This window comes from Streptomyces sp. NPDC006476, from assembly GCF_040612015.1.
Classification (GTDB): domain Bacteria; phylum Actinomycetota; class Actinomycetes; order Streptomycetales; family Streptomycetaceae; genus Streptomyces; species Streptomyces griseorubiginosus_B.
Genome location: NZ_JBEXPK010000005.1, coordinates 124,303 through 147,792, shown reverse-complemented (window position 1 = coordinate 147,792; position 23,490 = coordinate 124,303). Strand labels below are relative to the sequence as shown.

At 72.7% G+C, this 23,490-nt stretch carries 17 protein-coding genes and 1 riboswitch; of the genes, 9 read left to right on the top strand and 8 right to left on the bottom strand.

Annotated features, from left to right (window positions below):
* Positions 1-42 precede the first annotated feature (42 nt).
* The 3 genes from ABZZ74_RS07800 to ABZZ74_RS07790 all read right to left on the bottom strand — a co-directional run bounded on the left by ABZZ74_RS07800 (position 43) and on the right by ABZZ74_RS07790 (position 5,070).
* A complete protein-coding gene (locus ABZZ74_RS07800; RefSeq protein ID WP_356762411.1) occupies positions 43-1,209 on the bottom strand; it encodes a VWA domain-containing protein in 1,167 nt (388 codons plus the stop codon).
* A 196-nt stretch (positions 1,210-1,405) separates the two neighbouring features.
* Positions 1,406-3,934, bottom strand: a complete 2,529-nt coding sequence (locus ABZZ74_RS07795) for a DUF5682 family protein (protein ID WP_356762410.1) — start codon at positions 3,932-3,934, stop codon at positions 1,406-1,408.
* Positions 3,931-5,070: an AAA family ATPase gene (locus ABZZ74_RS07790; RefSeq protein WP_356762409.1), complete on the bottom strand. Its 1,140-nt coding sequence runs from the start codon at positions 5,068-5,070 to the stop codon at positions 3,931-3,933. Before ABZZ74_RS07790 ends, ABZZ74_RS07795 begins: the two co-directional genes overlap by 4 nt.
* A 133-nt stretch (positions 5,071-5,203) precedes the next feature.
* Between ABZZ74_RS07790 and ABZZ74_RS07785 the strand changes: the two genes are divergently transcribed.
* Together ABZZ74_RS07785 and ABZZ74_RS07780 are read left to right on the top strand one after the other, a co-directional pair.
* The gene (locus tag ABZZ74_RS07785) at positions 5,204-6,556 is read left to right on the top strand and encodes an SWIM zinc finger family protein (protein ID WP_356762408.1); all 1,353 of its coding nucleotides are present in this window, start codon (positions 5,204-5,206) and stop codon (positions 6,554-6,556) included.
* Positions 6,557-6,717: 161 nt separating this feature from the next.
* Positions 6,718-8,340, top strand: coding sequence for a DUF5691 domain-containing protein (locus ABZZ74_RS07780; protein WP_356762407.1), 1,623 nt, complete (start codon positions 6,718-6,720; stop codon positions 8,338-8,340).
* Positions 8,341-8,453: 113 nt separating this feature from the next.
* Here the strand turns inward: ABZZ74_RS07780 and ABZZ74_RS07775 are convergent, their stop codons facing one another.
* Complete coding sequence (locus ABZZ74_RS07775) at positions 8,454-8,870, bottom strand: cobalamin B12-binding domain-containing protein (RefSeq protein WP_037886971.1); 417 nt, start codon at positions 8,868-8,870, stop codon at positions 8,454-8,456.
* 395 nt (positions 8,871-9,265) lie between these two features.
* On the opposite strand from ABZZ74_RS07775, the gene ABZZ74_RS07770 reads away from it, so the two are divergent.
* Together ABZZ74_RS07770 and ABZZ74_RS07765 are read left to right on the top strand one after the other, a co-directional pair.
* Entirely contained in the window at positions 9,266-10,129 is an 864-nt protein-coding gene (locus ABZZ74_RS07770; protein WP_356762406.1) for an alpha/beta fold hydrolase, read from the top strand.
* A 230-nt stretch (positions 10,130-10,359) separates the two neighbouring features.
* Positions 10,360-11,817, top strand: a complete 1,458-nt coding sequence (locus ABZZ74_RS07765; protein ID WP_356762405.1) for a M23 family metallopeptidase — start codon at positions 10,360-10,362, stop codon at positions 11,815-11,817.
* Positions 11,818-11,897: 80 nt separating this feature from the next.
* Here the strand turns inward: ABZZ74_RS07765 and pcrA are convergent, their stop codons facing one another.
* Positions 11,898-14,384 carry a DNA helicase PcrA gene (gene pcrA / locus ABZZ74_RS07760; RefSeq protein WP_356762403.1) on the bottom strand — a complete coding sequence of 829 codons (2,487 nt, stop codon included), beginning with the start codon at positions 14,382-14,384 and terminating at the stop codon, positions 11,898-11,900.
* Between the two features lie 240 nt (positions 14,385-14,624).
* Positions 14,625-14,796, top strand: a riboswitch (cyclic di-AMP (ydaO/yuaA leader).
* Between the two features lie 7 nt (positions 14,797-14,803).
* Here pcrA and ABZZ74_RS07755 point away from each other — a divergent pair.
* Together ABZZ74_RS07755 and ABZZ74_RS07750 are read left to right on the top strand one after the other, a co-directional pair.
* Positions 14,804-15,958, top strand: coding sequence for an NlpC/P60 family protein (locus tag ABZZ74_RS07755; RefSeq protein WP_356762402.1), 1,155 nt, complete (start codon positions 14,804-14,806; stop codon positions 15,956-15,958).
* A gap of 727 nt (positions 15,959-16,685) precedes the next feature.
* On the top strand, positions 16,686-17,681 hold the full coding sequence (locus ABZZ74_RS07750) for a tellurite resistance/C4-dicarboxylate transporter family protein (RefSeq protein WP_356762401.1): 996 nt from the start codon (positions 16,686-16,688) through the stop codon (positions 17,679-17,681).
* Here ABZZ74_RS07750 and ABZZ74_RS07745 read toward each other — a convergent pair.
* Complete coding sequence (locus tag ABZZ74_RS07745) at positions 17,659-18,012, bottom strand: hypothetical protein (RefSeq protein WP_240863530.1); 354 nt, start codon at positions 18,010-18,012, stop codon at positions 17,659-17,661. The two genes, ABZZ74_RS07750 and ABZZ74_RS07745, sit on opposite strands and share 23 nt — an antisense overlap.
* 414 nt (positions 18,013-18,426) lie before the next feature.
* Between ABZZ74_RS07745 and ABZZ74_RS07740 the strand changes: the two genes are divergently transcribed.
* Complete coding sequence (locus tag ABZZ74_RS07740; RefSeq protein ID WP_356762400.1) at positions 18,427-19,491, top strand: NlpC/P60 family protein; 1,065 nt, start codon at positions 18,427-18,429, stop codon at positions 19,489-19,491.
* Positions 19,492-19,509: 18 nt separating this feature from the next.
* On the opposite strand, the gene ABZZ74_RS07735 is transcribed toward ABZZ74_RS07740, so the two are convergent.
* On the bottom strand, positions 19,510-20,229 hold the full coding sequence (locus tag ABZZ74_RS07735) for a response regulator transcription factor (RefSeq protein ID WP_356762399.1): 720 nt from the start codon (positions 20,227-20,229) through the stop codon (positions 19,510-19,512).
* Positions 20,226-21,518 carry a PspC domain-containing protein gene (locus ABZZ74_RS07730; protein ID WP_356762398.1) on the bottom strand — a complete coding sequence of 431 codons (1,293 nt, stop codon included), beginning with the start codon at positions 21,516-21,518 and terminating at the stop codon, positions 20,226-20,228. The genes ABZZ74_RS07735 and ABZZ74_RS07730 overlap by 4 nt, the downstream gene beginning before the upstream one ends.
* A 188-nt stretch (positions 21,519-21,706) precedes the next feature.
* Here ABZZ74_RS07730 and ABZZ74_RS07725 point away from each other — a divergent pair, with 188 nt between their 5' ends.
* Together ABZZ74_RS07725 and ABZZ74_RS07720 are read left to right on the top strand one after the other, a co-directional pair.
* Positions 21,707-23,221 carry a PspC domain-containing protein gene (locus tag ABZZ74_RS07725; protein ID WP_356762397.1) on the top strand — a complete coding sequence of 505 codons (1,515 nt, stop codon included), beginning with the start codon at positions 21,707-21,709 and terminating at the stop codon, positions 23,219-23,221.
* On the top strand, positions 23,208-23,453 hold the full coding sequence (locus ABZZ74_RS07720) for a hypothetical protein (RefSeq protein WP_356762396.1): 246 nt from the start codon (positions 23,208-23,210) through the stop codon (positions 23,451-23,453). The genes ABZZ74_RS07725 and ABZZ74_RS07720 overlap by 14 nt, the downstream gene beginning before the upstream one ends.
* The last annotated feature ends 37 nt before the right edge of the window (positions 23,454-23,490 follow it).

The following is a 23,490-nucleotide window of genomic DNA, read 5'->3' as shown; positions in this document are numbered from 1 at the left end:
GGTCGACAAATCGTCAGCGAACACCCGGTGCCCGGGCCGCCGTCACCCCGCCTCCGGTATCGGCAGGGGCCGCTTCTCGATCGCGGCCGCCATCACCTCGGGGAAGAGATCGGGCGTGCAGGCGAACGCCGGTGCCCCCAGCGCGGCGAGCGCGGCCGCATGCTCCCTGTCGTACGCCGGCGCCCCTTCGTCCGACAGCGCGAGCAACGCCACGAACTGCACCCCGGACGCCTTCATCGCGGCGACCCGCTTGAGCATCTCGTTGCGTATCCCGCCCTCGTACAGGTCGCTGATCAGCACGACCACCGTCTCGGCGGGCCGGGTGATCTGCGACTGGCAGTAGGCGAGCGCCCGGTTGATGTCCGTACCGCCGCCGAGCTGGGTGCCGAACAGGACGTCCACCGGGTCGTCGAGCTGGTCGGTGAGGTCGACGACGGCCGTGTCGAAGACGACGAGCCGTGTGTCGATCGACCGCATGGACGCGAGCACCGCCCCGAACACCGACGCGTAGACCACGGACGCCGCCATCGAGCCGGACTGGTCGATGCAGAGGACGACCTCCTTCTTCACCGACTGCGACGCCCGCCCGTAGCCGACGAGCCGCTCGGGCACGATCGTGCGGTACTCGGGGAGGTAGTGCTTGAGGTTGGCCGCGATGGTGCGGTTCCAGTCGATGTCGTGGTGGCGCGGCCGGTTGATCCGGGCGCTGCGGTCGAGGGCGCCGGTGAGGGTGGCCCTGGTGCGGGTCGCGAGCCGCTTCTCCAGATCCTCGACGACCTTGCGCACGACCGTCCGCGCCGTCTCCTTCGTCGTCTCCGGCATGGCCTTGTTGAGGGACAGCAGCGTGCCGACGAGGTGCACGTCCGCCTCCACCGCCTCCAGCATCTCCGGCTCCAGCAGCAGCGTGGACAGCCCGAGCCGGTCGATGGCGTCGCGCTGCATCACCTGGACGACGGAGGACGGGAAGTACGTCCGGATGTCCCCCAGCCACCGCGCCACCGAGGGAGCCGACGCCCCGAGCCCCGCCGAACGGTCCCGCCCCGACTGCCCCTGCCGGTCCCCCTTCCCGTACAGCGAGGTCAACGCCCCGTCCATCGCCGCGTCCTGGCCCGCCAGCACACATCCGGTGCCGTCGGCCGCCTCGCCCCCGAGCACCAACCGCCAGCGCCGCAACCGCTCCTGCGCCGGGTCCGTCGCCTCCACGGTCATCGGCACACCCCCACGCGTGGGCGGTCCCAGAGCGGGACGACCACGACAGCAGCGGTCGGACGGTCGGCCACCGCCACGCCCCCCGCCGGGCCACCTCGTGCATAAGGCCTGCTGAGCTGCCGCCCCTCTCGGCACCTGCGTTCGACGGCATCCCTCACCATCACTCCCCCGTCCGATTGCCTGGGTCCGTCGTGCGTCATCCCGCCACCCCCACAAGGTCGTTGTCCACGTCCCGCCGCCCCTCCACGTCCTGTCGCGTCCCGTCCAGCCCCAGCAGCAGCCGCACCACCGGCACCACGGCGTCGGCGCGTTCCGCGTCCAGCTCCGGGGCGAAGCCCGGTATGCCGGATCCGGCCGCCCCCGTGCTCCCCTGCCGCCCGGGTCCCCGGCGGACCAGCTCGCCGAGGGTGCGCCGGACTCCCGGTTCGTATGCGGAGAACGTCCGCCTGAGCAGCGGCAGTACGTCCGTGAAGGCCTCCGCCGGCACCCCGGTCAGCCAGGCGTCGACCAGACCGAGCAGCCGCTCGTCGTGCACGAGCAGCATCCCGCCGCCCGAGCCGCCGCCGACGAAGCCCTCGATCCACGCGGCCGCGTCCCCCGGCGCCGTCCCCGGCGACAGCACGAGCCCCATGAGCCGCGCCGCCTCGTCCTGCTCCAACGCCCCCTCGTCCAGCAGCAACCGCACGGCCCGCCCCCGTACGACTCCCGGCACGGTGTCCCGCAACCCCAGCACCCGCAGCACGGCCCGCCAACGCCCGCGCAGACCACGCTGCCCACCCGCGTCGTCCACAACGTCCCGCACCGGTTGTGTGGATGGGTGTGTCAGGGCGGGTACGTCCGCCAGGAGCCCCACCGCCCCGTGCACCGCGTCCACATGCCGGCGCATCTCCTCGGCCCCGTCCTGGTCGAGGGCGGCGCAGGCGGGAGGGAGGCCCACGAACACGCGCTCGGCCAGGCCCGCCGCGACCTCGGCCAGGGCGCGGGTGTCGGTGCCACGTACGTCGCCGTACCGCAGGGAGCGAACCAGGGCGGGCAGGGCCTGGGCGAGGTGGCCGACGTCCGCGTCGAGGGCGGCCCGGTCGGCGAGGACCCGCATCACCACGGGCAGCGCCTGCTGCAGTTCGGCCAGCAGACAGCGCTCGGCGAGCCCGGTGACGTCGGCGAGCCCCTGCGCGGCCAGCGCGTCCGCCTCCGCCTTGGCGGTCGCGGCGCCGAGCACGGTCGTCCCCCACACCCCCGCCTCGGCCACCCGCACCGACAACTCCGGCTCCCAGCGCAGCCGCCAGGTCTCCCGGAAGGTCCCCGTGCTCCCCCGGGAGGCGACCGGCTCGCCCCACCCGATGCCCAGCAGCCGCAGCCGGTGCAGCAGCCTGCTGCGGCCGGCGTCGGTCTCCTTGCGCAGGTCGAGCTCCAACTCCCGCTCCAGCGCCTCGGGTTTGAGCCGCAGCCGGCGCTGGGTCCGCTCGAGGTCCCGCTGCAACGGCACCGCCGGCGCCGTCCGCGGCACCTCTCCCAGCACGTCCCCGACGACCAGCCGATCGTGCACCAGCCCCAGCGGCACGTCCGAGCCCTCGCACATCACCGCGCGCACGGCGTCGGTCGTCTCACCGAGCCCCGGCAGGGGGCGCCCCCGCATCGCCGCGAGCGTCTCGGCCAGTCGTACCGCCTCGATGACATGCGCGGAGGAGACGAGCCGGTCCTCCTCCCGGAGCAGTCCGGCCACCTTGGTCATCCACCGCTCGATCGGCCGGTCCGGGGCGCCGAACAGATGCCCGTACCAGCCCGGCGACTCGATCCCCGCGCCGTACCCGCTGACCCGGGACAACCGCCGGTGCGTCCACGGCACCCAAGTCATGTCCGCCTTGACCTTCGGCAGGCCCTTCAGCAGCGCCCGGTCGGCCGCGACGGCCGTCCTCTCCCGGAGCGCGGGCACATGCCAGGCCCCGCACACCACGGCCACCCCGCCTCCGAACTCCCGCTCGGCCGCCCGTATCTGGAGCCGCATATGGGCCTCGCGCACGAGGTCCCGGTCGCGCCCGCCGACGCCGTACGTCTCCCGCAGCGCCCCCATCGCCTCTTCGAGCACGGCGAACGGCGCGAACGCGTCCCTCTCGCCCACTCCCCGGTGCTCGACGACGTCCTCCCACCACCGCTCGGGGTCGTCATATCCGGCAGCACCTGCGAGCACGGCCAAGGGGTCGATCCGGACGTCGGCTTCGGATGCGGCGTCGGGGCCGTTTTCCGGGAGGTCCCCAGGTCCCGTTCCCGGGACGTCCGCAGCTCCCGCCCCCGCGGAGTCGCCGCCTTCGACGACCTCGGGTCCCTCCGCTCCCTCTCCTCCGGCCCCGTCGGCTTTCCGCTCCGTCGGCCCCTCGGTCCCGTCCTGCCCCCACGCCAGCGTGTGGGTCGCCGGCAGGTCGATGAAGCGGGCCGGGACCTCCTGGGCCAGGGCCCAGCGGATCGCCACCCACTCCGGGGAGAACTCGGCGAGCGGCCAGAAGGCCGAGCGGCCGGGCTCGTCCACGGCATGGGCGAGGAGCGCGACCGGCGGCCGCATGTCCTCCTCGGCGGCCAGTGGGATGAGCGCGTCGGCCTCGGGCGGCCCCTCGATCAGCACGACGTCCGGTCGGGCCGCGTCCAGCGCCGCGCGCACCGCCCGCGCCGATCCGGGCCCGTGATGCCGCACCCCGAGCAGCAACGGCCAGCCGCCCCCCTGCCCCGTCACGCGCTCACCTCCCGGCAGGCCCGGTAGAAGTCCGTCCAGCCGTCGCGCTCGCGGACGACCGCCTCCAGGTACTCCTGCCAGATCACCCGGTCGGCCGCGGGGTCGCGGACGACGGCGCCGAGGATGCCGGCGGCGACATCGCCGGCCCGCAGCACCCCGTCCCCGAAGTGGGCGGCCAGGGCCAGCCCGTTGGTGACGACGGAGATCGCCTCGGCCGTCGACAGCGTGCCGCTGGGCGACTTGAGCTTCGTCCGCCCGTCGGCGGTGACCCCGTCGCGCAGTTCGCGGAAGACCGTCACGACCCGGCGGATCTCGTCGACGCCGTCGGGCACGGCCGGCAGCTCCAGGGAGCGGCCGATCTGGTCGACGCGCCGGGAGACGATGTCGACCTCGGCCTCGACGCTCTCCGGCAGCGGCAGCACCACCGTGTTGAAGCGGCGGCGCAGGGCGCTGGAGAGGTCGTTGACCCCGCGGTCGCGGTCGTTGGCGGTGGCGATCAGGTTGAAGCCGCGGACCGCCTGGACTTCCTGCCCCAGCTCCGGTATCGGCAGCGTCTTCTCGGAGAGAATCGTGATCAGCGTGTCCTGGACGTCCGCCGGGATACGGGTCAGCTCCTCCACCCGCGCGGTCATCCCCTCCGCCATGGCCCGCATGACGGGGCTCGGCACGAGGGCGTCCCGGCTCGGGCCGTGGGCGAGCAGCTGCGCGTAGTTCCAGCCGTACCGGATCGCCTCCTCCGGCGTACCCGCTGTGCCCTGCACGAGCAGAGTCGAGTCGCCGCTGACCGCCGCGGCCAGGTGCTCGGACACCCAGGTCTTGGCGGTGCCGGGCACGCCCAGCAGGAGCAGGGCGCGGTCGGTGGCGAGGGTGGTGACGGCGACCTCGACGATGCGGCGCGGGCCCACGTATTTCGGTGTGATCACCGTGCCGTCCGGCAGGGTGCCGCCGAGCAGATATGTGGCCACCGCCCACGGCGACAGCTTCCAGCGGGCCGGGCGCGGCCGGTCGTCCTGCGCGGCCAGCGCGGCGAGTTCACCGGCGAAGGCGTCCTCGGCGTGCGGCCGCAACGCCTCGGCCGGTTCCTCCACATGTACTTCGGCTGCTTCGACGGTCGTCGGTTCCACGGACACAGACATGGCTGAGGCCCCCTCCAGCTCGGCCGGTTCGGATCTGTCACCCACCGTGCACCACGCCACTGACAATGCGATGTGACCTGCGCAAACGCCCTCGCAGGGCCGATTGTCAGTGGCGGGATCTACCGTCGGAGACATGACTCAGCAGGGGGTGCGCTGGAGCGCGGAGCAGGTGCTGGCACTGGCGCCTGACGCCGCGTCACGCAAAGCGGGAAGCAAACTCGGCGCGGCGGGGCCGTGGTCCGAGGCGGGGAGCTGTGACGAGGGGACGGTGTGGGGGCTGTGCAAGGGCAGTGGCAGCAAGCCGTATCAGACGGTCGTCGACATCGCGGACGCGACGGGGCCCGCGTACAAGTGCAGTTGTCCGAGCCGCAAATTCCCGTGCAAGCACGCGCTCGGGCTGCTGCTGCTCTGGGCGGGCGAGGACGCCGCGGTGCCGGCGGGCAGTCCGCCGGACTGGGCGGCGCAGTGGATGGAGGGGAGAAGGAAGCGGACGGAGGAGAAGCGGGCGGCGGACGCCTCCGGTGCCGCTTCGGCCTCCGCTGATCCGGAGGCGGCCCGGCGCCGGGCGGAGCGGCGGGCCGAGCGGGTCACCGCGGGCGCGACCGAGCTCGAGCAGCGCCTGGCGGACCTGCTGCGCGGCGGCCTGGCCAGCGCGGAAGGGGCGGGGTACGGGCTGTGGGAGGAGACGGCGGCCCGCATGGTCGACGCCCAGGCGCCCGGACTGGCGGCGCGGGTGCGCGAGTTGGGGGCGATCCCCGGGTCCGGACCGGGCTGGCCCGTGCGTCTGCTGGAGGAGTGCGCACTGCTGCACCTCCTCGACCAGGGCTGGCTGCGGCGCGAGCAGTTGCCGGACGGTCTGGCGGCGACGGTCCGCTCCCGCATCGGACTGCCCGGCGCGGCGGACGGCCCGCCGCTGCGGGACCACTGGCTGGTCCTGGCCCAGTACGACACGGCGGACGCCCGTCTGACGACCCGCCGCATCTGGCTCCACGGCGCCGACTCGCGGCGCACGGCGCTGATCCTGTCCTACGGAGCGGCGGGCCGCGCTCCCGAACTGGCGCTGCCGGTGGGCCTGGCCCTGGACGCGGAAGTGTCCGCGTATCCGGGCGCCCAGCAACGCGCCTCCCTGGGCGAGCAGTTCGCACCGCCGGCGCCGACACCGGTACGGCCACCGGGCATGACGACGGCCGAGGCCGCCGCCCACTACGGCACGGCCCTGCGCGGCGACCCGTGGCTGGACTCCGTCCCGGTCACGCTGGACCGCGTCATACCGACCCCGGCCGGTGACTCCTGGCAGCTCGCGGACGCCGACGGCGACACGGCACTGCCCCTGACCCCGAGCGCCCGGTCCCGGCCCGGCCTCTGGCGTCTGGTCGCCCTGTCGGGGGGCGCCCCCGTCAAGGTCTTCGGCGAGTGCGGCCACCGGGGCTTCACACCGCTGACGGCCTGGCCGGAGGGCGAGGGCGAGGCGGTCCGGCTGTGCTGAGCGGCGGCCACGACCACCGAGCACGGCACGCCCGGGTGGCGTCCGCCGAGAAACCCGCCGACCGATTCCTCACCTCTTCCATGGATACATCCCGCCCCACGGGACACCCGCAATCAGCTGAGCCTTCAACCACTCCCGGGCACGCCAGGGAAAGGAACCGCATGAACAGGACGTCCACACCTGTGGATGCGCCCGCCCCGGGCGCCTGGGAGGAGCTCGTCACGGCCGCCCTGCTCGGGACGGAGCGCCGTACACCGCCCGGCGGCACCGCCGGCCGCGAGGCGCCGGTCGCCCTGCTGGACGCGGCGGCCCTGGAGACCGTACGACGGCGGGCCGGCCTGCGCCCCGCCCCGGCGGCCGAGCGTCCCGCGCCCGCCCCCGACGACCCTCGCCCCCTGCTGCCGCCCGCGGCGGCCCGCAGACTGGCGCTGCTCCTGGCCGACCGCCCCGGCACCAGTACCGGTGGCCGCAGGGGCACCGCGCCGGACCTCATGGAGTTGCTTCCGCAGTGGCTGGCGGCGGCGAACGCGCGCGGTTTCGCCCCGCCCCCGCAGGTGCTGCCCGCCCTCCTGGACGCGGCCCGTGGCCGTACGGACCTGCGTCCGGCGGCGCTGACGTTCGCGGGGCCACGAGCGACCTGGCTGGCCCGGCTCAACCCGGACTGGCGCTTCGCGCTACGCGCGACCCCGGGCGGCGGTGCGGCGCTGCCCCGTCCGGAGGACGAGGAGCAGACGCGCAGGCTGTGGCAGGAGGGCCTGTTCGCCGAGCGGGTCGCCCTCCTCGGTGCCCTGCGCTCGCGGGAGCCCGCCGCCGCCCGCGAACTGCTGTCGACCACCTGGTCGACGGAGCGGGCCGAGGACCGGCTGATGTTCCTCGACTCGTTGCGCACGCGGCTGGGCCCCGAGGACGAGCCGTTCCTGGAGCAGGCGCTGGCGGACCGCAGCCGTAACGTGCGCGCGACGGCAGCCGAGCTGCTCTCCGCGCTGCCGGACTCGGCGCTCGCCGCGCGGATGGCGGTGCGAGCCAGCGCGTGCGTGGCCGTGGACCGCACACGCGAGACACCCACGATCACCGTCGAGGCCCCGCACGAGTGCGACGCGAGCATGGAGCGTGACGGTGTCGTGCCGAAGGCACCGGCGGGACGGGGTGAACGGTCGTGGTGGTTCGGCCAGTTGGTGGAGGCAGCACCGCTGCGGACGTGGTCCGCACGGCTCGGCGGCCGGACGCCCCGCGAGATCGTGGCCCTGCCGGTCGCGGACGACTGGCAGAGCGAACTGCACGGGGCGTGGTGCCGGGCGGCCGTACGGCAGCGGGACGCGGAGTGGGCGCGGGCGCTGCTGGGCGTCCCCTCGGCCCCGGAGGCCGGTGGGCCGGGGGCGGTGTCCCTGGCCGAGCGCGCCAAGCTGCTCGGCACGCTGGACGCGGCCGAACGGGCCGGCTGGGTTGCCGGGTTCATCGCGGCGCACGGGCTGTCGGAGGCGTTCCAACTGCTCGGGGTGTGCGCGGTGCCCTGGGCCGAGCCGCTCGGCCGGGCGGTGGTCGACGCCCTCAACATCGCGCGGGACGCGGGGAGTTACCCATGGAGCTTCAGCGGAGTGATGGGCCTGGCCGAACGCTGCCTCGACCCGTCGGAGGCGAGCAGGCTCGACGGCCTGCTGGCGATACCGGACGAGCACGAGGACGCGTCGCCGGGAGCGGGCGGGTACTGGGCGGAGGCGTTCCAGCGCCTGGTCACGACCTTGCGCCTGCGTGCGGCGATGGCTCAGGAGCTCGGGGCGGAGTAGGGATTCCCGCGACCCGTCGGGCGGCCGAGGGCGCGGTCCTTCAGGCCGGCGAGGGGTCCGGGGGCAGGGCCCCCAGGTCCGCGCGCCCCCACGCACCGGTACCGCACCGGGGCTCAGGCTCCGGCCGGCTGCCTGACATTGGCCCGGACCCAGTCCACGATCGACTGTGTCGTCGCCCCGGGCGTGAAGATCTCCGCGACGCCCTTCTCCTTCAGCGGGGGGATGTCCGCCTCGGGGATGATCCCGCCGCCGAAGACCAGGATGTCCTCCGCGTCCCGCTCCTTGAGCAGGTCGATCACGGCGGCGAACAGCGTATTGTGCGCGCCGGAGAGGATGGACAGCCCGATCGCGTCGGCGTCCTCCTGGATCGCGGTGTCGACAATCTGTTCGGGCGTCTGGTGGAGCCCGGTGTAGATGACCTCCATACCGGCGTCGCGCAGCGCCCGCGCGATCACCTTGGCCCCTCGATCGTGGCCGTCGAGCCCCGGCTTGGCCACCACCACGCGGATCGGACCGGCTGCCACACCCATCACTGCCTCCATGAAGCGACTGCATTCATCCCTACCGACGAGTACAGGGGTACCCGAATCGGCCCGGAAAGTGAACGAACGTTATCGACAGCATCCCGCAACCGGCAGTTTCGCGGTGCGGACCGAGGGGGAAATCACACGGTGGGACACGTTCACCGCGCACCGTTCCGGCGGGAACAGGCGCAACGGGAGCCGCAACGAGGTCGCCGCACCACCGCGACGCAGGCCGCGCGCCGCGGCGGTACGGCGTGTCGGCGTCGGCTGGAAGGGCACGCGGGGTGCAGCAGCGACCCCACGCATCCCTCAGTCGCGCCGTCGGCCGTCTTCGTCGAGGCTATCCACGAGGGCACACGGGGGACAGAGACGTCCTCCAGTGTGCCGACAGGAGGTCGGCCATGACGGTCAGCAAGGCGGTGCAGCCCTTTCTCCCGTTCTGCCAGCGACTGCTCCCGAGCAGGCTGGCGGGGCTCTCCCTGGCCCTGCTGAAGGCCACCGCCCTGGAACTCGCGATCCTCGCGGGCCACCTCCTGCTCTATCCCTCCGGCATCACCCCGGAACGCCGGGGACCGGTCCCCCTCCCTCCGCCCGACGGCCCGGCCCAGCTGCCGACCGAGGCGAAACCCCCGGTCGTCCTGCTGCACGGCTTCATCGACAACCGCTCGGTCTTCCTGCTGCTGCGCCGCAGCCTCATCCAGCACGGCCGGCAGCAGATCGAGTCACTGAACTACTCGCCGCTGACCTGCGACATACGCACCGCGGCTGAGCTGCTGGGCCGCCACATAGAAGAGATCTGCGAGCGCACCGGCAGCAGCCAGGTCGACGTCGTGGGGCACAGCCTCGGCGGCCTGATCGCGCGGTACTACGTGCAGCGGCTCGGCGGGGACCTGCGGGTGCGCACCCTCGTCACGCTGGGCACCCCGCACTCCGGCACCCGGGTGGCGCCGCTGGCCAACGCGCACCCGATCGTGCGCCAGATGCGTCCCGGCTCGGAGCTGCTGGAAGAGCTCACCCGGCCCGCGCCCGGGTGCCGTACGCACTTCGTGAGCTTCTGGAGCGACCTCGACCATCTGATGGACCCGCTGGAGAGCGCCTGCATCGACCATCCCGACCTGCTCGCGGAGAACGTACGGGTGAGCGGGATCGGCCATCTGGCACTGCCCGTGCACCCCGCCGTCGCGACGGGGATACGCCAGGCCCTCGACGCCGCGGGGTCCGGCGCCGCGGCCGCTGCCTCCACCGGCGGTCTGACGGTGGCGTGAGACCCCCGAACGGCCGATCCACAGCCGCCGAAGAACCCGTTCACACCGACCGGACATCGAACACTCTTCGAACACAAGGCCAAACCCGCGCCCGCGCTCCCCCGAAACACGGCCGAATGCCCGTTTCCTGCGCGCCCGAAACCAGTTGAAGATTGTCGCGCCCGCATACCGCCGGGTACAGTCGCCGCACTGCTCTGGCAGCCCCTGTTGTCGAGGCGAAAGAGAAGTTGGTGAACGACCGTCACCCGTCGGGGACCATGACCACCCCGGCTCCGGCTTCCGACGCCACCTCGGCGCACTACGCGTCGTACGGCACCGAGGAGGCCCAGTACGGCGACTTCACCACGTACGGCGGCTACGACGCCAACGGTTTTCACACCGGCGCGCACACCACTACGACCTTCGCCGCCGACCCGCTCTTCGGCAGCCTCCCCGACGACGGCACCGGCTCCTACGACAGCACCCAATGGGCGACAGGCCACCACCAGACGCCGCACTACGACGCCTACGCGGCCCAGCACCACGCCGCCTATGACACCGGCGTGTACGAGACGGCCGCCTGGACCGGCGAACACCAGCATCTCTCGATGATCCCGGCGCAGGCCACCGGCCACGACGTCTCCGGGCAGTGGGACGCGAGCGCCTGGCTCCAGCCCGACCAGTCCGGTGGCGCGGCCGACCAGACCCAGCACTGGGAATGGGGCACGCAGACCTTCGACACGGGCGCGTACGACGCGACGCAGTGGAACTCCGACGTCCCGGTCGATCAAGGCGAACCGTTCGACCAGCAGGCGACCGCCCTCTTCGAACAGGTCGAGCACGGCTCCTACGACGAACCCGCCGGGGACGAGGGGGAGTTGACCGCCACGGGTGAGCCGCCCGCGGTGACGCCCCTGCTCGACGACCAGGAAGAGGTCACCCCCGCCCCGGCCTCACGCACCGCCGCCCGCAACGCGGCGCGCTCCCGCCGCCGTACGCCCGCCAGGCGCTCCGCGCTGCTGACCATCGCCGTGCCCTCGGCGTGTGTGATGGGGGTCGCGGGGATCGCCGCCGCGTCGGTCGGCACCTTCTCCGGCGACGACACCTCGACCACCGCCTCCGACGCGCCCACCGTGAAAGCGGCCGTCGCCAACAACAAGCTGGACGCGCAGCTGCGGAGCCTGTCCGCCGGCGCCGACGACTTCGCCGACCGGGCCAGCCGGACGCAGGAGCGCATCGACCTCAAGGCGCAGCAGGAGGCCGAGAAGAAGAAGGCGGCCGCGGAGGCGGCCCGCAAGGAGCGGCTGCGCCCCAAGTACGTCCTGCCGGTCACCCAGAAGGGGCTCAGCGCCTACTTCGGCCAGGCCGGCGTCAACTGGATGTCCGTGCACACCGGCATCGACTTCCCCGTCTCCTACGGCACCACGGTGATGGCCGCGACCGACGGCACCGTGCGCACGCAGTGGAACAGCGCCTACGGCAACATGTTGATCGTGACCGCGAAGGACGGCACGGAGACGTGGTACTGCCACCTCTCCAGCTACCGCGTCGCCTCCGGTACGACGGTGAAGGCCGGCCAGCCGATCGCGTACTCCGGGAACTCGGGCAACTCGACCGGCCCGCACCTGCACTTCGAGGTGCGTCCGGGCGGCGGCGCGCCGATAGACCCCCTGCCGTGGCTGCGCAGCCACGGACTTGACCCGACGTAGGCCGCCCAACTCTCCCCGTGAGCCCCCGCCCTTGGGGTGAATTCAATCAGGGTGAATTCAAGGGGTCGGGGGCTCAGTCCTCACAGCTTTTCGACCGGCGCGTACCTCAGCAGCAGCCGCTTCGGCTTGGCGTCGCCGAAGTCGATCGTCGCCTCCGCGTTGCCGCCCGTGCCCTTCACGGCCACGACCGTGCCGAGCCCGAACTGGTCGTGGGTGACCCGGTCGCCGACCGCCAGCGACACCACCGGCTTCTCGGAGGTCCGGCTGGTGGCGAACCCGGGCACCCCCGACGCCGACGAGCGCGAGCGGGAGGACGACAGGGAGGCCGCGACGCCGGACGCCGGTCCCGAGGAGACGGGAGACGTGGCGCCCGTCCGCTTCCAGTCCACGTGCTGCGCCGGGATCTCCTCCAGGAAGCGGGAGGGCGGGTTGTACGACGGCTGCCCCCAGGCGCTGCGCAGCGCGGAGCGGGTCAGATACAGCCGTTCACGCGCGCGCGTGATGCCGACGTACGCGAGCCGCCGCTCCTCCTCCAGCTCCTTGGTCTGGCCGAGGGCGCGCATGTGCGGGAAGACGCCGTCCTCCATGCCGGTGAGGAAGACCACCGGGAACTCCAGGCCCTTGGCGGTGTGCAGGGTCATCAGGGTGATGACCCCGGAGCCGTCCTCCTCCTCGTCGGGGATCTGGTCGGAGTCGGCGACCAGCGCGACCCGCTCCAGGAAGTCGGCGAGCCCCGGGGACTCCTCGCCCTCACCGGACTCCTGCTCGAACTCCAGGGCCACGGCCGCGAGTTCCTGGAGGTTCTCGATACGGGTCTCGTCCTGCGGGTCGGTGGAAGCCTGCAACTCGGCGAGGTAGCCGGTGCGTTCGAGCACCGCCTCCAGGACGGTCGCCGGGCCCGCGCCGGACTCGACGATCGTACGGAGGTCCTCCATCAGCGTGTTGAACTTCTTGACCGCGTTGGCGGAGCGCGCGGCCATGCCGTACGCCTCGTCGACACGGCGCAGCGCCTGCGGGAAGCTGATCTTCTCCCGCTGCGAGAGGGCGTCGATCATCGCCTCGGCGCGCTCGCCGATGCCGCGCTTGGGGACGTTCAGGATGCGGCGCAACGGCACCGAGTCCTCGGGGTTGGCCAACACGCGCAGATAGGCCAGGACGTCCCGGACCTCCTTGCGCTCGTAGAAGCGGACGCCCCCGACGACCTTGTAGGGCAGGCCGACACGGATGAAGACCTCTTCGAAGACACGGGACTGGGCGTTCGTCCGGTAGAAGACGGCGACGTCCCCGGCCTTCGCGTCACCCGCGTCGGTGAGACGGTCTATCTCGTCGGCGACGAACTGGGCCTCGTCGTGCTCGGTGTCGGCGACATAGCCCGTGATGCGCGCGCCCGCGCCGGCGTTGGTCCACAGGTTCTTGGGGCGGCGGGACTCGTTGCGCTCGATGACCGCGTTGGCCGCGGACAGGATCGTCTGGGTGGAGCGGTAGTTCTGCTCCAACAGGATCGTCGTCGCGTCCGGGTAGTCCTCCTCGAACTGGAGGATGTTGCGGATCGTCGCCCCGCGGAAGGCGTAGATCGACTGGTCCGCGTCACCCACCACGCACAACTCGGCGGGCGGGACGTCGTACTCGTTCGGCGGGACGTCGACGGGGTGCTCGCTCGTCCCCACCAGCTCGCGCACGAGCGCGTACTGGGCGTGGTTGGTGTCCTGGTACTCGTCGACCAGGACGTGCCGGAAACGGCGGCGGTAGTGCTCGGCGACGTCCGGGAAGGCGCGGAGCAGGTTGACCGTCGTCATGATCAGGTCGTCGAAGTCGAGGGCGTTCGCCTCGCGCAGCCGTGACTGGTAGAGGGCGTAGGCCTGGGCGAGGGTCTTCTCGAAGCCGTCGGTGGCCTGGGCGGCGAAGTCCTCCTCGTCGATCAGCTCGTTCTTCAGGTTGGAGATCTTGGCGCTGAAGGATTTCGGCGGGTAGCGCTTGGGGTCGAGGTCCAGGTCGCGGCAGACCAGGGCCATCAGGCGCTTGGAGTCGGCGGCGTCGTAGATCGAGAAGGACGAGGTGAAGCCGAGCTTCTTGCTCTCCCTGCGCAGGATGCGCACGCACGCGCTGTGGAAGGTCATCACCCACATCGCGTTCGCGCGCGGGCCGACGAGCTGCTCGACCCGCTCCTTCATCTCACCGGCGGCCTTGTTGGTGAAGGTGATCGCCAGGACCTGGCCCGGGTGCACGTTCCGCTCGGCCAGGAGGTAGGCGATGCGGTGGGTGAGGACACGGGTCTTGCCGGAGCCGGCACCGGCCACGATGAGCAGGGGGGCGCCATGGTGCACGACGGCCGCGCGCTGGTTCTCGTTCAGCCCGTCCAGCAGCGCCGCCGGGTCGATCGCCGGGCGGGGGGCGCCGTCGCGGTAATAGGCGTCCCGGTCCGGCGGCACGTCGAACTTCCCGCCGAACAGATCGTCCGGAACGGGCTCCGGTACGTGATCGTCCTCGGGCGGCGGCGGGGGTTCGTCCGCGGGCCCGCGAGGGGCTTGGAGGTCCGCCAGGAAGCTGTCGTCAAAGAGGCTGCTCATCGCTCTCCGAGTCTAGGGCGCCCCACTGACAGCCCGCCGCCGCCCTGAGAACATCGCCCGATCCGATACCTCGCACACGCTCCGTGGCGCGCCATCACCGCACGTGGCCGGGCGGGCGGGGCTGATCAAAGGTCACGGAAATGTATCGGACAAATCGAACATCAACCTTCACACGGACCACACGAGTTGGCTACCGTTCGGACGGGCCGTACGACCCCCACCGGCGAACCTCGCCGGGCCGTGCGGCCTCCGCCGAGTCCGGGGCGCCGCCGCGCAGCCGGAGCCGGGGACCCACGAGGACCTTGGGGTGAATCGGCCGGCCCCCTCCCGGGGACCGGGCCGTAGGGCAACCCTTCCGAACCACCCGCCCGAACCCGACAGCTAACCCGGTAGGCGGACGATGGAAGGAGTCGCCGGTCTTGGCGTCGCACCGCAAGACGCGTCCCGCCGTTACGCGCGTAGCAGGCATACGCACCCCCGCTCTCGCCACGGCCGCCCTCACCTCCGTGGCCCTGCTCTCCCAGTCGGCCAACGCCGCCCCCTCGGCCGACGGCAGCCCCAGCCTCGAGGAAGTCGAGAAGAAGGTCGACGACCTGTACCGCCAGGCGGAGTCGGCCACCGAGAAGTACAACGCGGCCAAGGAGAAGACCACCAAGCAGCGCAGACGGGTCGACTCCCTGCTCAACGACGTCGCCAAGCGCGCCCAGAAGCTCAACGAGGAGCGCGACAGGCTCGGCTCCTTCGCCGCCGCGCAGTACCGGACGGGTGCCGCCGCGCCCGACACGGCGACCTTCCTGCTCGCCGACTCCCCGCAGGACTACTTCGACCAGACGCAGCTGATGGGCCGGCTGACCGCCCGCCAGAAGAGCGCGGTCGACGACTACTTCACCGAGCAGTCCGCGACGATGAAGAAGCGCGAGGAGGCCTCCCGGAGCCTCGAGACGCTCAGCACGTCGCAGAGCGATCTGCAGACCGCCAAGGCCACGGTCCAGAAGAAGCTCTCCGACGCGCGCGAGCTGCTGTCGAAGCTGACGGCCGAGGAGAAGGCGCGGCTCGCGGCGATCGAGAAGAAGCAGCAGGAGGAGGCCGCGCGCAAGGCCGCGGAGCTGGCCCAGCAGCAGGCGGCGGCGCGGAAGGCCCAGGAGGGGACCACGTCCCAGGGCGGCACCTCCTCCTCGGACACCGGCACCACGGACTCCACGGACTCCTCCTACGCCGCCAAGGCCGCGAAGGCGCTCGCGTTCGCCCGCGCGCAGATCGGCAAGCCGTACGTCTGGGGCGCCACCGGTCCCGGCTCCTACGACTGCTCCGGCCTCACCCAGGCCGCCTGGAAGGCCGCGGGCGTGGACCTCCCGCGCACCACCTACGACCAGGTGAACGCGGGCACCACCGTCTCCCTCGCCGACGCCCAGCCCGGCGACCTGATCTTCTTCTACGACGACATCAGCCACGTCGGCGTCTACATCGGCAACGGCATGATGATCCACGCCCCCAAGCCGGGCGCGTACGTCCGCGAGGAGTCCATCTACTACGCCGGCGAATCAATCATCCACAGCGTGGTACGCCCGGCGTGAGGCGCCGGGCCGGGGCGCGCGGACGGTCTCGTGCGCCCCGTATGAGGCCGCCGGGCGCGCGACGCACTCGGCACACCACCCGGCGATGAGATGCGCGGCGCGCGACGGTCTCAGAGCGCCCGCCGACCCAGCGCGCGACAGGCGTGCGAAGCCGCTTCACGCGCCGCCGCACGACCGTGGGATGCGGGGCCCGCAAACACCTCCGCGCGGCCCCCAAACGTGCTGCAGCATGCGGCATCGCTTCCGCGCCACCGGCGGAGGGACGTGGGCACGCGACGGTCTCAGAGCGCCCGCCGACCCAGCGCGCGACAGGCGTGCGAAGCCGCTTCACGCGCCGCCGCACGACCGTGGGGCGCGGGGCCCGCAAACACCTCCGCGCGGCCCCCAAACGTGCTGCAGCATGCGGCATCGCTTCCGCGCCACCCGGCGGTGGGATGCGCGGCACGCGACGGCCTCTGAGCGCCCGCCGACCCAGCGCGCGACAGGCGTGCGAAGCCGCTTCGGGCGCCACCGGCCGTGGGGTGCGGGGCGCGCAAGCGGCTGGGGGCGGTCGGCTGCGGTTGCGGTAGGCGTGGGGCGTTGTTTGTGTGCCGTCGTGCACAGCCGCACTTCGGCGCGTAGGTGTCGGTCCGCGCCCATCCACCGCTCCGCGCGCCCGCGCGTATTTCCTTCCGACCGCGCGCGTGCCCTTCTCGGACGCCGGGCCGGGCTCCCTACCATCGGCCGCATGCCCGGCAGCCGCAGCCCCGTGCCCGACCGCTCCGCTCTCCTCGTCTGGTGGGCGCAGCGGCCGCCCGCGGCCGGGGCCGCCGTCATGGCGACCGGGATCCTGTCGGTCGGGCTTCAGCTGACGGGACACGAGACGGTGTCGCGGATCGCCCTCGTGCTGACCTGCGGGGGCTGGCTGGACCTGGCGGCGGACTTCGCCGCGCGGCTGCTGTGGGACCGGGAGAGTTGGCTGGCGGAGGCCAGGACGCCCGGGTCGCTCGCCGCCGTCGCGGCGACCGCCGTGCTCGGCACCCGCTTCTCGCTCCTGGGATGGCAGACCCTCGCGGAGGCTCTGCTCGCGCTGGCGGCCGTGCTGTGGCCGGTGCTGCTCGTGGACGTCGTACGGCACTGGCGGCGGCGCATGCCCGGCGCGGTGTTCCTGTGCTGCGTGGCCACCCAGGGGCTCGCCGTGCTCGGCGCCGTGCTCGCGGCCGCGGAGTCGACGGCGTGGCTCGCGCACACCGCGCTCGTGCTGTTCTGGCTCGGGCTCGTCCTCTACGGTCTCGCCTTCGCCCGGTTCGACCTGCGGCAGGTCGTGGAGGGCGCCGGCGATCAGTGGGTCGCGGGTGGCGCGCTCTCCATCTCGGCGCTGGCCGGCGCGAGACTCGTGGCCGCGGACAGCGCGTCCCTGTATCTGTGGAGCGGCGACGACCGCGGTGTCCTGCGCTCCGTCACCTTCGCGCTGCTCGCGCTGGACGCGGCCTGGTACGCCGTACTGCTCGTCGCAGAGGTGCTGCGGCCGCGGCCCGCCTACGACGTGCGCCGCTGGGCGACCGTGTTCCCGATGGGGATGACGGCGACGGCCGTCCTGTCGGTCGCCGCCGCCCTGCACGTGCCGTGGCTCACGGGGCCGGGACAGGTGTTGCTGTGGATCGCGGTGGCCGCGTGCCTGGCGGTCGCCGCTCAGGCTCTCGCGGCCGCCCTCGCAGGCCTCAGGTCCACAGCACCGCGATGAAGATGTTCACCGTGGTAAGGGCGCCGACCAGCCCGAACAGGCTCTTGTCCACCTTCTCCTCGTCCCGCTTCACATAGACCAGGCCGAGGATCACGACCAGCAGCGCCAGCTTGATGCCAATCTTGATGTTGTTGACGTGATGGTCGTCGGCCTGGTTGAGCCCGACCAGGATCGCGCCGGTGACCAGCATCGTCAGCGCGCCGTGCAGCATCCCCGGGACGAAGCGGGCCTCACCGCGGCCCATCGCCTTCAGCTGGGTGAGGAAGCCACCGAGGAGCGCGGCGATGCCGACGATGTGCAGGCCGACGAAGAGGTGGATGAGTACGTCCATGAGGCCGGAGCTTAAACAGGGGCGCATGGGGCGTCCGACACCGGCCCGCCTCCCCTGACCCGATCCTGCATATATGCGGCCCATAGCACCATGCCGCCCACAGGTGTCCCGAAACCGTCACTTCGGTCAGCGTCCTGCGCGAAGTCGACGGTCCCGGATCGCCGTCACGGTCGTATCCGGTCACCCGCCGGTCCGCTCGCGGCAGTTCCGCACAAGGCGTTACCCCGCCGACACCATCAGGTTTAGCGTCCTCCCCCAGGTGACCGGCTCCCCACCGCCGCCCGGGCCAGGGGCGGCAGTCGGCCACCACCGCCGAGAAGGTCCGGCGGCGGGCCGTTCCCCCTGTGCGGGCCGTCGCCGGACGCGTAAGCCGCCTCGGTACGGGGCGGTCGTACGAAAGGACGTGCAGTCCACGTGGCAGCGCACCGCAAGCCCAGTCGGCGTTCGCTCGGCGGCAACACGGCCCGTACCGCGTTCACCATCGCCCTCGCGGGCGCGGCCACCGCCACGGCCTTCGACGGGACCGGACACGCCGAGCCGAAGCTGACGCCGGCGCAGGTCAAGGCGAAGGTGGACAAGCTGTACCAGGAGGCGGAGACCGCCACGGAGAAGTACGACGGGGCGAAGGAGAAGGCGGACGCGGCCGAGAAGCGGCTGTCGGCGCTGCGGGACCAGGCGGCGCGCAAGACGGACAAGCTCAACTCGGCCCGGGACGCGCTGGGTTCGATGGCCGCGGCACAGTACCGGGCCGGCGGCATCGACCCGGCGGTGCAGCTCGCGCTGTCCGACGACCCCGACCGGTACCTCGACGGGGCCGAGTTCGTCGACCGGGCGGGCACCCGGCAGGCGGCGGCCGTGGCGGACGTCCGCAGACAGCTGCTGGACATCGAGCGGTTGCGCGGAGCCGCGCGCGTGGAGCTGACCGCGCTGAAGTCACGCCAGGCGGAGCTGCGGCGCCAGAAGAAGACGATCACCGGGAAGCTGGCCGCGGCACGGCGACTGCTGGACACGCTGCCGGCCGAGGAACGCTCCCGGATCGGAGCGGACGGGGGCACGCGTGCGTCACGGTCCGGCTCGGACGTGCGGGTCGGTCTGGACGCTCCCGGTTCCGCGACCGCCCAGGCTCCGGACTCCCGGGCCGCGGCGGCCGTCTCGTACGCCTACTCCAAGCTCGGCAGCCCCTATGTGTGGGGCGCGACCGGCCCCGGCGCCTTCGACTGCTCGGGCCTCGTCCAGGCCGCCTACCGCTCCGCGGGCCTCTCCCTTCCCCGCACCACCTACGCCCAGATCGACGCGGGCCACCGCGTGTCGCGCTCCGAACTCCTCCCGGGCGACCTGGTGTTCTTCTACTCCGGCATCAGCCATGTCGGTATCTACATCGGCAACGGCCGGATGATCCACGCCCCGAACCCCTCGGAGCCGGTGAAGATCGCCCCGGTCGACGAGATGCCGTTCGCGGGCGCCACGCGCGTGGTGTGAGCGCGTGTGGTGTGAGGCTCACACCAGCCGGCGTGCCGTCGCCCATCGGGTCAGCTCGTGCCGGTTGGACAGCTGCAACTTCCTGAGGACCGCCGAGACATGGGACTCGACCGTCTTCACCGAGATGAACAGCTGCTTGGCGATCTCCTTGTAGGCGTACCCGCGGGCGATCAGGCGCAGCACCTCGCGCTCGCGCTGGGTGAGGCGGTCCAGGTCCTCGTCGACCGGCGGGGCGTCGGTGGAGGCGAAGGCGTCCAGGACGAAGCCGGCCAGACGCGGCGAGAAGACGGCGTCGCCCTCCTGGACGCGGAAGATGGAGTTCACGAGGTCGGTGCCGGTGATCGTCTTGGTGACGTAGCCGCGGGCGCCGCCGCGGATCACCCCGATCACGTCCTCCGCCGCGTCCGACACGGACAGGGCGAGGAAACGCACCGGCTGCTCGGCGTCGGCCATCAACGCGGCGCAGCGGCGCAGCACTTCCACCCCGCCGCCGCCCGGCAGATGGACGTCGAGGAGGACCACCTCGGGCCGGGTCGCGGTGATGACGGTGACTGCCTGGTCGACGTCCGCGGCCTCGCCGACGACCTCGACGCCGGTCTCGTCGGTCCGGCCGATCTCGGCCTGCACACCGGTACGGAACATACGGTGGTCGTCGACGAGGACCACGCGCACGTGCCGCTCGCCGGCGCTCCCGCCGGTCGCCTCCACGGGCTCGTTCGCCTCGGTCGGGTCGCTCATGACGTCTTCTCCGCCCTCTCCATCTCCAGCTCGACCTCCGTGCCGCCGTCCGGCACCGCGCGCAGCCGCGCCGTGCCGCCGTGGCGCTCCATGCGGCCGATGATCGATTCTCTGACGCCCATGCGGTCGGCGGGTATCGAGTCGAGGTCGAAGCCGGGACCGCGGTCCCTGACCGACACGAAGACCGTCTTGCCCTCCACTTCGGCGTAGACCTGTACCGCACCGCCCTCGCCACCGTACTTGGCGGCGTTGACCATCGCCTCGCGCGCGGCCTGCATCTGCGCGCCGATTCTCTCGTCGAGCGGGCAGTCGCCGACGACGACGACCTCTATGGGGACGCCGTGCTTGTCCTCGACCTCGGCCGCGTTGCGCCGTACGGCGTCAGCGAGGTTGGCGGGTTCGTCGGCCTCGTCCTTGCCGGTGCCCTCCGGTTTGTAGAGCCAGGTGCGCAGGTCGCGCTCCTGGGCGCGGGCGAGGCGGCGCACCTCGCCGGCGTTCTCCGCGTTGCGCTGGATCAGGGTGAGGGTGTGCAGCACGGAGTCGTGGACGTGGGCGGCGACCTCGGCGCGCTCCTGGGCGCGGATGCGCATCAGGCGCTCCTCGGAGAGGTCCTGGGTCATACGGACGAGGTACGGCCCCGCGAGGAGCGTTATCCCGACCAGCACCGCGAGCGCGGCCTGGAGGACCGAGCCGAGATGGGCGGCGGAGCCCTGCAGGACGAAGACGCCGGAGACGCCCGCCGTGACGAGGAGGACACCACCCGCCGCGCGCAGCAGGGTGAGGGTACGGCGGCGGCTGCCGACCTCGACCCAGCGGGCCCGGCGGGCGTTGTCCGCCTGGCGCCAGACGAGGGCGACGCCCGCGCCGACGAGGACGGCCGGCCACAGGTAGGCCTTGGCGCCGCCGCTCAGATTGACGTTGCCCACGAACACCAGGGCCACCACGACCATGAGGAGCAGGGCGACGATCTGGCCCCGGTCCGGCTTGCGGGCGACGAGTCTGCGACGGCCGTCGGGCGAGGTCTCGGTCCCGACGAGCGACGGGGGCCGCTGCCCGCCGACGCCGCCGACGCCGAGCGGTACGAAGAACCAGAACGCGGCGTACAGCAGCGCGCCGAGGCCGTCGGCCATGAACAGGCCGACGAAGACGAGCCGCACCCAGACCACGGGCAGCCCCAGATGCCCGGCGAGCCCCCGCGCCACACCACCGAGCCAGCGTCCGTCGCTGCTGCGGTAGAGCTTGCGCGGCGGCCGCGGTTCGACAAGGGGCGCTGCAGCGGCTTCCGGCATGGCATCGATACTCACACGGTCGGCGGAGCCGGGCATCAGGGTCGACCCCCGAGACTCCCCTGATCTTCGCCGTCCTCGCCCTCCCGGCCCGTCGAACGCTTCCCGGGCGCCGGCTCAGGGGCGATATCAGGGTCCGGCCAGGGTCGTCCCGACTCCCGTCGGGGGCGCCCGGCCGTCACCATGGACACATGACAGATCACCAGCACGCCGCGACGGGTCCGGGGCCCGGCACCCCGCCCGACGCGGGCACGCACGCACCCGCGGGGGCGCCCGGGCAGGCGGGCGCGGGCGCGTGGAAACAGGGGAGCGCGGGAGCGGCTGCTGGAGCACGAGAGATCGGGGACGCGGAGAGCACGGAAGCCAAGACCGACTCACGCGAGGCGGGAGCCGTGGGCGGGGAGGCCGGAGCCGTCGGTGGTGACCAAGCCGCCGCCCCCGAGAAGTTCCGCCGGGACCGGCAGTTCAAGATGCTCGCCGGGGTCTGTTCCGGGCTCGGGCGGCAGTGCGACATGGACCCGGTGATCTTCCGGATCACCCTCGCCGTGCTCTCCGCGACCGGCGGTATCGGTCTGATCTTCTACGGCTTCGTCTGGCTCCTCGTCCCGTTCGAGGACGACGAGGAGAACGAGGTCCGCAAGCTGCTGACCGGCCGCGTCGACGGACAGGCGCTGGCCGCCGTACTGTTCGCGCTGGTCGGCTGCGGAGTGTTCCTGACCATGCTGAGGAACGGCGGGGTGCTGGCCTTCGCCGTGGTCCTCTCCCTGCTCCTCGCCGGCGCCGGGTACTGGTCGCGCCGGCGCGGCGCACCCGACCCCGACCCGCTGGCCGCCCAGGCCGTCGCGGACGCCCCGCCGGAGGCGAAGGCGCCGCCGGCTCCCGCCGCCTACCCCTCCTGGTGGCGCGACCCGATCGTCAAGGACGGCACGCACGTCGGCGGCACCGGCTATCTCTGGGGCCCCCGCGACTCCCGCGACCGAGACATCGCCGCGGCGGTCGACATCAGCCTCGGCACCCCCTGGACCGCCCACCCGAGCCCGCAGACCCCGCGCCCGGCGGCACCCAGGCCGCGCGGCCCCCGCTGGATCGGCGGCTGGATCTTCCTCCTCGCTCTCGTGGCCGGCGGCATCGGCACCGGCACGACCTGGCACGACCACGCCCTGGGCACCAGCCTGCAGACCGGCCTCGCCTGCGCGCTGCTCGTCTTCGGCCTGGGCATCGCGCTCAGCGCGTTCCTGGGACGCACGGGAGCCGGCTCGGTCTTCCTGGCCGTCGTGACGGCGGCGCTGCTCGCCGCGTCGGCCGCCCTGCCCAAGGACATCAGTACGCACTGGACACGCACGACCTGGCAGCCGGCCGCGGTGGCCGACGTCGGGACGTCGTACCACCTCGGGAGCGGTGTCGGGACTCTGGATCTGAGCCGGCTACGGGTGCCCGAGGGGCGGACGGTGACGACGGAGGCCGAGGTGGGGGCGGGCCAGTTGAAGGTCGTCGTGCCGAAGGACGCGACCGTGAGGCTGAGCATCGACGTGGGGGTGGGCGACATCCAGTTGCCGGGCGACGAGAAGAGGGACGTGGACGTGGAGCCGGGCAAGCACAAGGACGTCACCCTGACACCGGCCCCGGGTGCCGGGAAGGGCGGCACGATCGACCTCGATCTCCGGGTCGACGTCGGACAGGCGGAGGTGTCCCGTGCTGCGTCATGAGTTCCAGCCGGGAAGGCTGGTCGCCGGTGTCTTCCTCACGCTCGCGGGGGCGATGTACGCCGGTGACGCGGGCGGGTGGTGGGAGACGCCCTGGTTCGCGGTGATACCCGTCGTCACCGTCGGACTGTTCCTCGCCGGTGTGGTGGGGATGGTCAGCCGCGGGATACGCCGGCGACGGGCGGTGACGGCTCGGCGGGACGGTGCCGACAGGGAGCCGGCCGCGCATGCCTGACGGAGCGTCAACCCCGTACGGGTCGGCGCTCCGCCAC